Genomic DNA, 14809 nt, shown 5'->3' with positions numbered 1-14809 from the left:
GCCTACCGGGTATTATTCTTGTGAACAATACACACAATTGGGTCGCACCTTACAATTTACAAAGAAATCAACGTGCGCCCGGAAAATTTTGAGTCACAACACATCAAGATACTACGAGCTTACACCCCAATGCTTCAACAATCTTGGCAATGGTATCGAATTGCGGATTACCGCCTTCCGCCAGGGATTTATACAGGCTCGCTCGCGTTACTCCGGCCTGTTTAGCTATTTCGGTCATGCCCTTGGCGCGGGCGGCGGTGTTCAGGGCGTGGATCAAGTCGGACGTATCACCTGTCTTCGCAACTTCCCGCAGGAATTCGCGGATGTCTTCGTCGGTTTCAAGGCGGGCTGCAATGTCGAGTTTTTTGGTTTTAACAGTCATTTCTTAATCTCCAAGCATTTCAAGAATTATTCTGACTTTTTCAATGTCTTTGGTTTGGCTGCTTTTATCACCGCCAGACAGTAGCAAGACCACGCAATGATCGCGAATCGTGTAATAAATCCTGATACCGCCGTCGAAGAAGCAGCGCAGTTCAAACAGATTATTTTCGATGGTTTTGTGGTCACCAAAATTGCCATTTTCAATTCGGTCAAAACGGGCAAGCAGCTTGTTTCGCGTTGTGCGATCCAGCTTCTGGAACCATTCGTCAAATATTTTCGTCGTTGACAACTGGTATTTCATCGACGAATTGTATTCTTCAGGAGACAGAATGGCAATATTACTGATTCATCGTTACAGGATAGCTTCAAATCCAGGGCGCTAACGAGATGCGTCCTGTCAATATACAAAAAGGTCACAGTGCATCTTTGATGATGTCACTGAGTCAATTCAGTAATCTGATTACGACTAATGCAATGCGCGGTGATGGACGGATTTGTGGGTTTATGATTTTTTGTTCAGTTGAATAGCCATAAACCCTCCTAATGACCTGATCCACACCGGTTGCATAAAAATGAACCCGGTATTGTGCCCGCCTTCCAGCATCAAAAACTGCTTGGGTTCTGCGGCTGCTTGAAACAACTGTTGCCCATGCGCAAACGGAATGATTTCATCTTGCGGACTATGCGCGATAAACACCGGGCATGTCACCGATTTTAGCGATTCCACCGTGTTGTACTGAAAACGCGTGATCCAGCGCACCGGCAAAAATGGGTAAATCTCTGCGGCCAAGTCGGGCACTGAAGTAAATGTGGAAGCCAGCACCAGCAAGCCAGGTTTTTCGCGCGCAGCCAACCAGGCAGCCACCGCACCGCCCAGCGATTCGCCGTACAGTACAATTTGCGCCGGTGCAATGCCCTTGATTTCGGTCAAATAATGCCAAGCAGCTTGCGCATCCAGATACGTGCCCGATTCCGAGGGAATACCGCTGCTTTGACCATAGCCGCGATAATCCAACAGCAGCGTGTTATAGCCGAGCTGCTTGAACATTGTCAGATAATCCAGGCGATGGGAAATATTTCCGGCGTTGCCGTGAAAAAACAGCACCGTCCCCTTGGCATCGGGCGCGGGCACCCACCAGCCATGCAACGTCTCACCATCACTGGTGGCGATATGCACCGATGTGAAATCCAGATCAATTGCCTTGGGTGTTTGGCCGATTTGCTGCTGTGGAAAATACACCAGATGGGATTGGCCAAAATACAGGAACAGCACTACCGCCAGATACGCGACCCCAAACATCACGAACAGGCCAAGCAGCATGCGCATGCTCGCGTATTACTCAGGTTCGCGCAAATTAATCACGATATCCGCACCGAGCCTACCGGTGGTAAATGCAGAATCGCTGAAATTCGGAAAGCCATTCGGATTGTCCGGGTTGTTCGATAAACCAAAAGGTTCACGTGGTAACAGATTCCAATGTTTTTTTAATTTACGGTCTCCGTCTTTATCGTGATAGACCGCCACTGCGTATGTACCGGGCTGGTCGAGATTCATGCAGACCTTCTGCTGCCCTGCTGCCGCCGGAATACGAACCTTGCGTTTGCGCCCTTTTTTGAACAGAAAATTGTCCGGATCATCGTACAACTCGATGTTTAAAGCACCACCGGCTGTTACATTTTTGACAGTCACCCTGACCTGAGCGGTGCTGCATTGCAAGCATCCGGCGCTTCATGCGGCATGATGCGCAATGCTTCGGATGCATAGATTTGTGAGGAAATCAGTAAACCCAGTGCGAAGGTCAGCACCGGTTTGACGAATAGTGTGGATAACAGCAAAGTGATATGGTATTGCATGGTTTTCATCAAGAATGGATTTTTACTATTTTATAAAGACTGAATGGTTTACTATAACCGCATCGCTTAGATTAATAGCGATACGAACTAAGCGCAATGTCGTTCGTTCCGGGAATTCATGAACAAAGAGCAACTGAAAAAACTCGAAGCCGATTTATGGAGCGCGGCCGATAAACTGCGCGCCAATTCCGACCTGAAATCCAGCGAATATGCGACACCGGTGCTGGGGCTGATCTTCCTCAAATTTGCCGACAACAACTACCGCCGGCACGAGCAGGCCATTCTCGCCGAATATCAGCAGTTGCAGGGCACGCGTCGCGAGAAACCGGTTTCTGAAATCGCCATCGAAAAATGCGGTTTTTACCTGCCTGACCACACCCGCTACGATTATCTGCTGAATCTGCCGGAAGAAAAGGACATCGCCAAGGCGCTCAAGGAAGCGATGAAGGCGATTGAGGAATACAAGCCGGAACTCGAAGGCGTGCTGCCGAAGGACGAATACGCGGCGCTGACGCGCACCGACAAAACCATCCCGCAACAATTGCTGAGAACGTTTGCGGATATTCCCGCCAATGCGACCGGCGACCTGTTCGGGCAAATTTACGAATACTTCCTGTCCGAATTCGCGCGCAGCGAAGGCCAGAAAGGCGGCGAGTTTTTCACGCCGCGTTCCGTAGTGCGCCTGATGGTCGAGATCATCGAGCCGCACGGCGGCAAGGTGTTCGACCCCGCCTGCGGCTCCGGCGGCATGTTCGTGCAATCCGCCCAGTTCATCGAAGCACATCGCAATGAACTGAAAGGCGCGGACAGGGGCGTGTATGTCTGCGGCCAGGAAAAAACCCAGGATACCGTCAAGCTCGCCAAGATGAACCTCGCCGTCAACGGTCTGCGCGGCGAAATCAAACAGGCCAACACCTATTACGAAGACCCATATGACAGCTTCGAGCAATTCGATTACGTGCTCGCCAATCCGCCGTTCAACGTCGACGACGTGAGCCTTTCCAGCGTGGAGAAGGACCGGCGTTTCAACACCTACGGTATCCCGCGCAACAAATCGAAAGTGAAAAAAGCCGACGAAGGCAAGGAAACCGTGCCCAACGGCAACTACCTGTGGATCAGCCTGTTCGCCACCTCGCTCAAACCGCAAGGCCGCGCCGCATTGGTCATGGCGAATTCGGCCTCCGATGCGCGCCACTCCGAAGCCGACATTCGCAAAACGCTGATCGAGCAAAACTTGATTTACGCCATGCTGACGCTGCCGTCGAACATGTTTTACACCGTCACGCTGCCGGCCACGCTGTGGTTTTTCGATAAAGCCAAGAATGATGACAGGATTTTGTTCATCGACGCGCGCAACATTTTCACCCAGATCGACCGCGCCCACCGCGAATTCAGCGAAGAACACATCCGGAACATCGCCATCATCAGCCACCTGCACAAAGGCCAGCGCGAAAAATTCGTGCAACTGATCGACCGCTACTTCACCGCGGGCATGGAGCGCCTGATCGAAAACAACGAAAAGATCGAACCCGTTTGCGCGCAACTGCTTGACGTGCTGGACGATGCGGGCGGCAAACAAGCGGTGGAAGAGTTGCTACAGCATTGGGCGGAATTGGACAAGCTCAAAACGCGCTACCAGCACTATTTACAGCAGAACGGTTCTGCCATTCCGAACGCATGTGAGGAATCTTACGTGCAGCACAAGATTTCTCCCGTTGGTCGAAATGACAATCGGGGGGATCGAATTGGCAGCGGTGTCACGGACAATAGTGTCATTCCGAACGATAGTGAGGAATCTTATGCTGACACGGAGTCTTCCGCAGCAACCGTCAACGCCAGGAATCAGGCACAACACCAGTTGCGCAATGCCTTCGATCCTTTCTTCTCCGCATTGCACGAAGGCTTGAAGCGTCTCGACAAGACCGTGCGTCAGCACGAAAAACAGCAAACCGAGCAGGCGCAACAGGAAGGCAAGCGCACCGCAACTGACCGCAGAACAAAAGCACTCAAAACCGCACTGGAAGAACTGCATCAGGATATGAAAAATGCCGAACTGTACTTTCAGCATATCCACTGGCTGCAGGAACGCTTTCCCAACGCGCAATACGAAGACGTTACCGGCCTGTGTAAACTGGCCACGCCCGACGAAGTGCAGGAACAGGATTATTCGCTGAATCCGGGGCGTTATGTCGGCGTGGTGATTGAGGAGGATGGTAAAAGTGAGGAGGAATTTATAGCAGAGTTGCTGGCGATGAATGATGAGTTGGTGCAGTTAAATGATGAGGCGCGAAGGCTGGAAACGGTGATCGCGCATAATGTGGTACAGATTGTGGGGGATGAATGAATAGTTGGTGTGCTACCAAGCTCAAAAATGTTTGTGATCTAGTGACTGTTGGTTTTGTCGGTTCAATGGCGCACGAATATTGTGAGACCGGTATTCCTTTTCTTCGCTCACAGAACATAACACCGTTCAGTCTTAATCTTAAAGGACTTAAATACATAGACGAGAAGTTTCACGCACAAATCCGAAAATCAGCTCTGCAATTAGGCGATGTGGCGGTTGTTCGGACTGGTTATCCTGGTACTGCCTGCGTCATTCCTCGCAAGTTGGGAATTGCAAATTGTAGTGACTTAGTGATCATCAGACCCGGGAAGCAATTGAATCCACACTTTTTGTGCTCAATATTCAATTCAACTTTTGGCCGTGATTTAGTGGATGGAAATCTCGTTGGCGCTGCCCAGCAGCATTTCAATATCACTGTAGCAAAGGAATTAAAGCTTCTGCTGCCACCTCGAGCAGTTCAGGACAAAATTGCTGCTATCCTCACCGCCCATAACGAGCTGATCGAAAACAACCAGCGGCGCATCGCGCTGCTGGAAAAGATGGCCGAGGAAATCTACCGTGAATGGTTTGTGCGCCTGCGCTTTCCCGGGCATGAAAATGTGAAAAATGTTAAGGGAATACCTGAGGGATGGGAAATTGATAGAGTTGATTCAATTGGCAAAATTGTCACGGGAAAAACACCTTCTACAGACAATCCTCGATATTTTGGAGGCCCTTATTTCTTCATCAAAACACCTGACATGCACGGAAACATTTTTATTTTAGAGACTGAGGAAAGACTCTCTCAAAATGGACTTGATTCACAGCCATCACAAACCATTTCCAGAGGCAGCATTTGTGTAAGTTGCATTGGGACTGGTGGAATTGTTTCGATCACGACCAGTGAATGCCAAACCAACCAACAGATAAATAGTGTGGTCGTAAGAAATCTGTCAGATCTGGAATGGGCATTTTTTACACTTAGAAACTTGAGAGAGGCAATCCAAATGTTTGGTGCAACAGGCGCGACCATGACTAATTTGAGTAAAGGCAAGTTTTCTTCTCTGAAAATTCTTCGTCCAAATAAAAGTATCGTGCTCAAATATCATGCGCTCGTGAATCCAATATTTGTTCAGATACAAAGTATCTTACAACAGACGATGATCTTGCGAAGTACAAGGGATTTGCTTCTCCCCCGCCTCATCTCCGGCAAACTTTCCGTCGAGCATCTCGACATCCGGTTTCCGCCCGGCATGGAGGAATCGGCCTGTGATTGATTTCAAAACCAGACGCGACCGCAAGCCGCCTGTCATTTCGACAGCATGGAGAAATCCTGTATTGCGGCTCAGATTCCTCACTTGCGTTCGGCATGACACTGCCGTTCGTGGCATTGCTGCCACTGGCACCACTGTCATTTCGACTCCCTCGGCTTCGCTCGGGATAAACTCCGGGAGAAATCTTATACAGAACAGAAGATTCCTCGCTGTTGTCCGGAATGACAAGCGTGCCGATTGGAATGACAGGGCACAGAAATGGCGTGAAAGCATTGTTGCGATGGGCTCACAGCGCCCAAGGGTTGAACACTTGCGGGTACAGCGTGAAATCCTGCACGTTGCGGGTGACCACGGTGAGGCCGTGGCATTGGGCGGTGGCCATGAGCAGGCCGTCCATCACCGGCAGCGGCTGCCCGGTCAGTTCGGCGTGTACGGCGATTTGCGCCCAGACATGCAATGCAGCGGCGTCGAGTGGCAGGATGCGCCCGGCGAAACGCTGCTCCACCTTACCCAGCCAGGCAGTGAGCTTCTGGCTGCGGCGCGGATCGGATGCGCGCAATTTGAGGATGCCTTTCTCGATTTCGCCCAGGCTGATGACGCTGATAAACAAGCTGGATTCATCCTGTTCGTCCAACCAACGGATGACTGCCGGCGCAGGGGTTTTCCGGACATATTCGAACAGTGCGCAAGTATCCAGCAGCCAGCTCATAGCGCGATGGCGCGTCCGGTGTCACGGCTGCGGGAAATATCCAGATCATCCGCGGCGAGACTGGGTTGCAGCAGTGCATCGGAGAGCTTGCCTTCACGGCGCGTGAGGCGGGCGTATTCTTGCGCCGACACCACCACTGCCGCCGGTTTGCCGTGCACGGTGACCGTTTGGGCGTCGCCGCTGGCTGCTTGTTTGATCAGTTGGCTGAAATTGCTTTTCGCTTCCTGCAGTTGCCATTCTTTATGCATAATATTCCCCAATTATTCTGTCCAGTCTGGCCAGAATTTAGCACAAAGCGGATGGCTTGGCTATGTTCCTTCTTTAGTAAACTTTCCATCGAATATTTTGACATCCGGTTTCCACCCGGCATGGAGGATCACCCATGAAATTTGAAACATTTAAAGCCGGTGCTTGGCGGCAGCGCTATCAATACAAGAGTTTCGAACCAGTACCGGTGAACCATGAGTGGGTCTGGGAAGATGCGACCATCAACGCCCTGCTGGAAGCGGCTAACCGGGCGCTCGGGGAATTGAATGCTTTTTCTTTGATCGTGCCGGATATTGATCTGTTTATTGAAATGCACGTGGTGAAGGAGGCGCAGACTTCCAGCCGCATTGAAGGTACGCAGACCGGCATCGACGAGGCATTGATGTCGGAAGATCAGATTCAACCGGAAAAGCGCAATGACTGGCGCGAGGTGCGCAATTACATCGACGCAGTGAATGGTGCGGTTGCTGAATTAAAGCAGTTACCGCTGTCGAACCGGCTACTGAAACAAACGCATGAAATTCTGATGCGCGGGGTGCGCGGAGAGCATAAGCTGCCGGGCGAGTTTCGCACCAGCCAGAACTGGATCGGCGGCTCCAGCCTGACGGACGCCGCGTTTATTCCTTCCCATCCGGATGGCGTGCCGGATTTGATGAGCGATCTGGAAGCCTTCTGGCACAATGAGGCAATTGTGGTGCCACACTTGATCCGCGTGGCGATCAGTCACTATCAGTTCGAAACCATTCACCCGTTTCTGGATGGCAATGGTCGTATTGGCCGTTTGCTGATCCCTTTATATCTGGTTAGCCATGGCTTGCTGGAGAAACCTTCATTGTATTTGTCGGATTTTTTCGAACGCAATCGGGCGAGTTATTATGATGCGCTGATGGGTGTACGGGTATCGAACGACCTGATTCACTGGGTGCGTTTCTTTCTGCAAGGCGTGGCCGAAACTGCCACCAAGGGACGCGACGTGTTCCGGCAGGTATTGGCGCTACGCACCGAGGTGGAACTCGCGGTGCTGACATTGGGCAAACGTGCTGCCAATGCGCGGCAGTTGTTGAATTTATTGTATCGTAAGCCCATTGTGACAGCGGCTGACATTGAACGAAATCTACCCGTGAGCTCACCAACAGCGAATGCCTTGATCCGGGATTTCGAACAATTAGGGCTGTTGCAGGAAATTACCGGACAGCAAAAGGGAAGAGTGTATGCGTTTGATCGTTACTTAACCTTGTTCGTTAGTTAAGAAAAATCCATTTCCCTTAACTTATTTAACATCTAAGTTAAGGGAAACCGCTTTCCCTTAACTTAGGCGACGATTAAGTTAAAGCAAAATAAATCCGGATAGAAAACTGAATGCCTAACTTTATTTCCGAAGATCAGATCGAGCAGGCGTTGGTGCAGAAGCTCCAGCATCTGCACGGTTTTGATGCGCTCGATTGCCATACCGACAATGCGGAGGATTTGAACGACGGTTCCAACCGCGCCAGCAAACGCGATGTGATCTTGGTGGACCGGCTGCGGGAAGCCGCGCTTCGTCTGAATCCGGATATTCCGCGAGAAGCCATCGAGAGTAGCTTGGAAAAACTGTGTGAGCGGCGGCAGGCGATGACGCTGATTGCGGCAAATCAGGAAATCTACGGCCTGTTGCGCGACGGTATTCCGGTAACGTTCGACAATGCGCAGGGACAGTCTCAGCAGGAACGCGTGCGCCTGCTGGATTTTAACGTGCCGGGCAATAACCGCTTTCTGGCTGTGACGCAGTTGTGGATCAAGGGCGAGCGCGGCTTTCGCCGCCCGGATGTGTTGCTGTACGTAAACGGTATTCCGCTGGTGTTCATCGAACTGAAAAACTCGAATGTGAAGCTGCGCAACGCCTACGACGACAACTTGACGAATTACAAAGCGGAGATTCCGCAGCTGTTCCTGACCAATGCGTTTTGCGTGCTGTCCAACGCCGTTGAAACCAGAGTCGGCAGCATCACGGCGCAGTGGGAGCATTATTTCAACTGGCTGCGCGCCGATGACGAGAAGCAGAAAATTGACCGCGCGGCAATCCGCGCGCAAGGCACCAGCCTGGAAGGTGTCATCGAGGGTTTGCTGCCGCAGCAAAAGTTGCTGGATTACGTGGAGAATTTCGTTCTCTATTACAAGGACACGCAAAAAATCATCGCGCAGAACCACCAGTTTATCGGCGTGAATCGCGCGTATAACGTCTTCCTCCAACGTGCGGAATTGGCAGGCAAGCTCGGGGTGTTCTGGCATACGCAGGGATCGGGCAAGAGTTTTTCGATGATTTTTTATGCGCGCAAAATTTTCCGCAAACAGACCGGCAATTTCACTTTCGTGGTGGTGACCGACCGCGACGATCTGGATGGGCAGATTTACCGCAATTTTTTGCATACCCGCACGGTGAGCGAGGCCGAGGCGGCGCAACCGAAGAACAGCGAGGAAATGCGCAAGTTCCTCGGACAGAACAAACGCATCGTTTTTACGCTGATCCAGAAATTCCGCTGGGACAAAGGCCGCGAATATCCAGAGCTGTCAAATCGCGACGACATCATCGTGATCGTCGACGAGGCGCACCGCACGCAATACAAGTCGCTGGCGGAAAACATGCGCAAAGGGCTGCCCAGGGCGAACTATCTGGCATTCACCGGCACGCCGCTGCTCGGGCGCGAACGCAAAACCAATGCGTGGTTCGGCGGTTACGTGTCGGAATACAACTTTCAGCAATCAATGGATGACGGTGCGACGGTGCCGCTGTTTTACCAGAAACGCGTGCCGGAAGTGCTGATCCAGAACGAAGGATTGAGCGAGGAGTTTTACCAGATTTTGGAAGATGAGAATCTGGATGATGCACAGCAAGCCAAGCTGGAGAAACATTTCTCCACGGAAATAGAAGTCATCAAACGTGACGACCGGCTGGAAAAAATCGCGCAGGACATCGTCTATCACTTCCCTCGGCGCGGTTATCTGGGCAAAGGACTGGTGGTGTCGGTGGATAAATTTACTGCCGTGAAGATGTACGACAAAGTGCAGCGGCTGTGGAAGGAAGAGATAAGAAGCCTGAAAGGGACTATCAGCAAAACTGCTAATGAAATTGAGAAGCGGCGTCTGGAGCAGCGCGTTGAATTCATGCGTTCTGTTGAGATGGCCGTGGTGATTAGCGGAGACGCGGGCGAGGAAGAAAAATTTGCCGCGCAGGGCTTGACGATCAAGCCGCATCGTGAACGCATGGATAAGCTGGATGAACATGGGCACGATATTGAATACAACTACAAAGACCCGGAGCATCCGCTGCAATTGGTGTTTGTCTGCGCCATGTGGCTGACCGGCTTCGATGCGCCGACACTTTCCACGTTATATCTCGACAAACCGATGCAAGGCCATACGCTGATGCAAACCATCGCCCGCGCCAATCGCGTGACGTCGTGGAAGATCAACGAGGTGGAGAAGCGCAATGGCGAAATCGTGGATTACTACAATGTGTTTCGCAACATGAAGCTGGCGCTGAAAGATTACGCGCAAGGCGGCGACGAGACCGAATCGCCGGTCAAGGAAAAAGCGGAACTGTTTCGTTTGCTGGACGATGCAATTGAACAAGGCTTTGCGTTTTGCCACGAGAAGGCGGTTGCGTTGCGCGAAGTGCTGAGCAGCGACGATGTATTCAAGCAGGTCGGGAGATTTGAGTCGTTTGCCAACACCTTGCTGGCAAACGATGAATGGCGCAGGAGTTTCAACGTGTATGAAAACACCATCACGTCGCTGTATGAGGCATGCAAGCCGGAGGTTCTGGGGCGCGGCAAGGGGCGCGAGGTGGCGGCGTTTCAGTATCTGCGCGGCGTGATCGAGGCGCATATCGAGCAAAAGGACATCGACGCCATCAGCTTGAGGATCGCCGAGTTGCTGGATGAAAGTGTGGTGGTAGATGGCGCGGATGCGCTCAAAGCAAAACAAAACGATGCGGAATATCAAATTATTCAAAAGGGCAAGACCTGGGATTTGAGCAAAATCAATTTCGACAAATTGCGCGAGGAATTTAAACAAGCGACTTACAAACATATCGAGATCGCCGATCTACGCGCCTTTTTACAACATAAACTGGAATTGATGCTGCAACAGAATGCAACCCGTACTGATTTCGCCCAGCGCTTGCAACAGATTATCGACACCTACAATGCCGGCGGTTCTTCCACCGAAAACTATTATGAAGATCTGATGCAATTCACCGAGGACTTACGGACGGAAGATGAACGCCATATCCGTGAAGGATTGACTGAAGATGAGTTGGAACTGTTCGACTTGCTGAAAAAAGACAAGATGACACAAGACGAAACGCAGAAAGTCCGGCTTGCCGCAAAATCATTACTGCATCGCCTTCTGCAAGAATACCCCAAGGTGCTGGTGCAGGATTGGTATAAGGATACGCAAACTCAGAAAATGGTGCGTTCTGCAGTCGAGCAAGTGCTGGATAGCAATCTGCCGGAAAGTTATGATCGCGTGTTGTTCCGCGAAAAATGTGACAATGTATTTTATATGATGCTGGAATATGCCAATCATGGTAGGAAATGGGCGGCTTAAGCAATAATGGATTAAAGTTCTGAAAGTTACGATGATCATTATTTTCCGACTGTAAAATAAATGGGAGCGGAGCATAAAAACAATATGATCGATAACAACACAAAGGCTTTGCTGCAGCAGGGCATGATAGCGTTGCTGGGTTTTCTGGCTGCTACCAGCGTTTCGGCGCAGGATGGCCCGCAACCGCGCCTGCCGACGATCCAATTAACAGCGGGTATGTACGTTATTCAAGCAGAGGTGGCGCAGACTCCAAGGGAGCAGACCATTGGAATGATGCATCGCCAGACGATGGGGATCAACGAAGGCATGCTGTTCATATACGACAGTCTCCAGGTGCGCTGCTTCTGGATGCGCAACACGCTGTTGCCACTGACCATCGCCTTCATCGCCGAAGACGGCAGCATCGTGAACCTTAAGGACATGGCGCCTAAAACCGAGACTTCGCACTGCTCCGCTGGACCGGTACGTTACGCGCTGGAGATGAATCAGGGCTGGTTCGACAAACGTGGTTTGAAACCTGGTTTCAAACTGCGCGGGAAATTATTCAAACCAACAAATGCACAGTGATGACGTAATTTTGGCTCTGGCAAGCTTCTAAGAAGTCTCTGAATAATTCATCTTTGTCATTCCGAACATAGTGAGGAATCTTTCTGAATCAACCATATAGATTTCTCTCTAGGCTCGAAATGGCAGTTATTCAGAGGCCTTCTAGTGTCCCCGTCCTCCGGCGCGACGCGGCGCAGGTGCACGATTCGTTACTGGGCGCGCAAAGCTTGCGGGAGTTTTAGCTGCCGGTTTTTTAGTGGCTTGGTTTTTCGGCGGATTGCGCGAAGATGTTGCGCCACGCGGCTCGCCGCTACGGCCATTTTTTATCGGCTCGGCTTTAATGCGTGGATCCGGTTCAAAACCGGCAATCACCTGACTGGGTATTTCGCGCTTGACCAGCTTTTCGATCCCTGTGAGCAGCTTGAATTCATCGATACACACCAGCGACACGGCATCCCCTTCTGCACCTGCACGGCCTGTGCGGCCGATGCGGTGAACATAATCTTCAGCCACATTGGGTAGTTCATAGTTGACCACATGCGGTAACTCGCTGATATCAATACCGCGTGCGGCAATATCGGTTGCCACCAGCACTTGCAAGCCACCTGTTTTGAATTTTGCCAATGCCAAAGTGCGTGCCGATTGGCTTTTATTGCCATGGATGGCAAGCGATGGAATGTTATTGACTGCCAAATACTCGGCCAGCTTGTTGGCGCCATGTTTGGTACGGGTAAACACCAGCACTTGTGACCAGCGATGTTGCTTGATCAAATGAGCAAGCAGTTCTTTTTTGCGTTCACGATCCACCGGGTGCACCACATGGGTCACTTTGTCGGCAACCGCATTGCGACGCGCCACCTCGATCATTACCGGTTTGTTGAGCAGGCTATCCGCCAGGATCTGAATTTCATTCGAGAACGTGGCTGAAAACAATAAATTCTGCCGCTGCTTCGGCAGCAATGCGAGAATCTTTTTGATATCGCGGATAAATCCCATATCCAGCATGCGATCGGCTTCATCCAGCACGAGAATTTCAATCTGCGACAGACTCAGTGTGTTTTGCTGCACATGATCCAGCAGCCGCCCTGGTGTCGCAACCAGAATATCCACGCGGCTTTTCAGGCGGGCGATCTGCGGATTGATATTGACACCGCCGATCATGATCATCGAACTCAATTTCAGGTATTTGCCGTAATCACGCACGCTTTCTTCCACCTGTGCCGCAAGTTCGCGCGTGGGAACAAGAATCAGAGCCCGTATCGGCGGCCGCCCGCTGGATGGTCCTTTGATACTTTTATCGGAAAGGCGATGCAGGATAGGCAGCGTAAAACCGGCCGTTTTGCCGGTGCCGGTTTGTGCACCGGCCAGTAAGTCACCGCCGGCCAATACGGCTGGAATGGCTTGCGTTTGAATCGGGGTGGGAACCGTGTAGCCACGTTCAGTGACGGCACGAATAATTTCATCGGACAAGCCGAAAGCAGAAAAAGACATAAAACTCCAGGAAGGTAAATGGTCTGTCAGCCCGATTATGGCATAACAGGTAAGGGAAGCGGATGAAGGGTATCGCCATAAATCCAGATCTTGTGAGGAGTATAATATGGGCGAATATTAAAATCTCAACAATAATCGATAAATTTTCCTCACTTTTCTATGTACTTATATTGCTATTTCGCTGCCTTACTTAGTTCGTCACACCGTTCGCCATGAGCGAGCATTCCATCATTCACTGGCATGAAGACGGCGAGGAAAAATCAGCCCGATGGCATTCAGAAAAGGACTTGCCGCCACCCAAGCGCGTACAAGTTGTCGATGATCGCATGACAGCCGATACGGCTTACCGTCTGGCTTGTGAAGGTACCGCGCTGTTGTGGCGCGGCGATTTCCAAAATGCGCGCCAATTATTGCAGGCATTGGCGCGGCGCATCGATAAAAAACGCCCGACGAAAAAAACCGAAAAATTACTATCATCCCCTGCAGAAACCTTCCATCTGCATCGCCAGACGCAATCGCAGCGCGCTCGCACCTTGGGTAATTTACTCATCCCCTTTAATGCCGACCACAGCATTCCGTTACGTCGCGCGCCTGATGTACGCGCAGCCTGCCTGGAAGCGTATGGTCCGAGTACCGAAGCGTATATCGCTTCACTGCGCGAATTGCAGGGATTGATCGGGGCTTATGAATGGCGTAAGAAAGGCATAGAGATCCCGGTATTGGGCGCGCGAATTCATCCGCACTATGGCGTTTTCGCGCCGATTCGCAGCGAGTATGTGGAATTGGTTGCAGAAACGCCATTACCCCAGCTCGTTGCGCAGCAATCGATTGCCTTTGATATCGGCACCGGGACAGGCATACTGGCCGCCGTGCTGGCGCGTCGCGGCATTCAGCGCATCGTCGCCACCGATCAGGATGACCGTGCTTTGAACTGCGCACGCGGCAACCTGACCCGCCTTGGCCTCATCAACCAAGTTGACGTCATTCAGGCTGATCTTTTTCCCGCAGGGCAAGCCGCGCTGATCGTATGCAACCCGCCGTGGATTCCGGCACGACCCAGCTCACCGCTGGAACACGCGATATTCGATCCGGAAAGCCGCATGCTGCGCGGATTTCTGCACGGCCTCAGCGCCCACCTGACGCCCGGCGGCGAAGGCTGGCTGATTCTGTCTGATTTTGCCGAACATTTGGGATTGCGCACGCGCGCTGAATTGTTGTCCGCGATTGACGCGGCAAACTTGAAAGTCTTGAGTAAAACCGATATCAAACCGCATCACCCACGCGTCTCGGATACCAGCGACCCACTACATGCTGCCCGTGCCGCGGAACTTACTTCGCTGTGGCGGCTAGTAAAATGACGAGGAGCAGGTAAGAAAA

The 14809-nt window shown here is 51.5% G+C and carries 14 protein-coding genes; 6 read left to right on the top strand and 8 right to left on the bottom strand.

The features are described 5' to 3' along the window. Positions 1–103: 103 nt before the first annotated feature. The 5 genes from Q0K92_RS02405 to Q0K92_RS02385 form a co-directional block, all read right to left on the bottom strand. Complete coding sequence (locus tag Q0K92_RS02405; protein WP_297324213.1) at positions 104–382, bottom strand: addiction module antidote protein; 279 nt, start codon at positions 380–382, stop codon at positions 104–106. Positions 383–385: 3 nt separating this feature from the next. Continuing rightward, entirely contained in the window at positions 386–670 is a 285-nt protein-coding gene (locus Q0K92_RS02400) for a type II toxin-antitoxin system RelE/ParE family toxin (RefSeq protein WP_297324212.1), read from the bottom strand. 213 nt (positions 671–883) lie between these two features. Further along, entirely contained in the window at positions 884–1708 is an 825-nt protein-coding gene (locus Q0K92_RS02395) for an alpha/beta hydrolase (protein ID WP_297324211.1), read from the bottom strand. Positions 1709–1717: 9 nt separating this feature from the next. After that, a complete protein-coding gene (locus tag Q0K92_RS02390) occupies positions 1718–2071 on the bottom strand; it encodes a DUF2141 domain-containing protein (protein WP_297324210.1) in 354 nt (117 codons plus the stop codon). Further along, positions 2068–2235 (bottom strand): hypothetical protein, encoded by a 168-nt coding sequence (locus tag Q0K92_RS02385; RefSeq protein WP_297324209.1) that lies wholly within the window; start codon positions 2233–2235, stop codon positions 2068–2070. The genes Q0K92_RS02390 and Q0K92_RS02385 overlap by 4 nt, the downstream gene beginning before the upstream one ends. A 118-nt stretch (positions 2236–2353) precedes the next feature. Here Q0K92_RS02385 and Q0K92_RS02380 point away from each other — a divergent pair, with 118 nt between their 5' ends. Continuing rightward, on the top strand, positions 2354–4579 hold the full coding sequence (locus Q0K92_RS02380) for a type I restriction-modification system subunit M (protein ID WP_297324208.1): 2226 nt from the start codon (positions 2354–2356) through the stop codon (positions 4577–4579). Further along, complete coding sequence (locus tag Q0K92_RS02375) at positions 4576–5835, top strand: restriction endonuclease subunit S (RefSeq protein ID WP_297324207.1); 1260 nt, start codon at positions 4576–4578, stop codon at positions 5833–5835. Before Q0K92_RS02380 ends, Q0K92_RS02375 begins: the two co-directional genes overlap by 4 nt. A gap of 283 nt (positions 5836–6118) precedes the next feature. Here Q0K92_RS02375 and Q0K92_RS02370 read toward each other — a convergent pair whose 3' ends face one another. Beyond that, a complete protein-coding gene (locus Q0K92_RS02370) occupies positions 6119–6541 on the bottom strand; it encodes a type II toxin-antitoxin system VapC family toxin (RefSeq protein WP_297324206.1) in 423 nt (140 codons plus the stop codon). Then, entirely contained in the window at positions 6538–6789 is a 252-nt protein-coding gene (locus Q0K92_RS02365; protein WP_297324205.1) for a type II toxin-antitoxin system Phd/YefM family antitoxin, read from the bottom strand. Before Q0K92_RS02365 ends, Q0K92_RS02370 begins: the two co-directional genes overlap by 4 nt. A 134-nt stretch (positions 6790–6923) precedes the next feature. On the opposite strand from Q0K92_RS02365, the gene Q0K92_RS02360 reads away from it, so the two are divergent. The 3 genes from Q0K92_RS02360 (at position 6924) to Q0K92_RS02350 (ending at position 11962) form a co-directional block, all read left to right on the top strand. Continuing rightward, a complete protein-coding gene (locus Q0K92_RS02360) occupies positions 6924–8057 on the top strand; it encodes a Fic family protein (RefSeq protein ID WP_297324204.1) in 1134 nt (377 codons plus the stop codon). Positions 8058–8167: 110 nt separating this feature from the next. Continuing rightward, positions 8168–11395, top strand: a complete 3228-nt coding sequence (locus tag Q0K92_RS02355; protein ID WP_297324203.1) for a type I restriction endonuclease subunit R — start codon at positions 8168–8170, stop codon at positions 11393–11395. A gap of 60 nt (positions 11396–11455) precedes the next feature. Beyond that, on the top strand, positions 11456–11962 hold the full coding sequence (locus Q0K92_RS02350; RefSeq protein ID WP_297324202.1) for a DUF192 domain-containing protein: 507 nt from the start codon (positions 11456–11458) through the stop codon (positions 11960–11962). 141 nt (positions 11963–12103) lie between these two features. On the opposite strand, the gene Q0K92_RS02345 is transcribed toward Q0K92_RS02350, so the two are convergent. Further along, positions 12104–13432: a DEAD/DEAH box helicase gene (locus Q0K92_RS02345; protein WP_297324201.1), complete on the bottom strand. Its 1329-nt coding sequence runs from the start codon at positions 13430–13432 to the stop codon at positions 12104–12106. Between the two features lie 212 nt (positions 13433–13644). On the opposite strand from Q0K92_RS02345, the gene Q0K92_RS02340 reads away from it, so the two are divergent. Beyond that, positions 13645–14790, top strand: coding sequence for a class I SAM-dependent methyltransferase (locus Q0K92_RS02340; protein ID WP_297324200.1), 1146 nt, complete (start codon positions 13645–13647; stop codon positions 14788–14790). Positions 14791–14809: the final 19 nt, after the last annotated feature.

The sequence above is a fragment of the Nitrosomonas sp. genome (assembly GCF_024282095.1).
Taxonomy (GTDB): Bacteria; Pseudomonadota; Gammaproteobacteria; order Burkholderiales; family Nitrosomonadaceae; genus Nitrosomonas.
The sequence above is the reverse complement of the archived record's forward strand: the minus strand, read 5'-3'. Positions and strand labels throughout refer to the sequence as shown.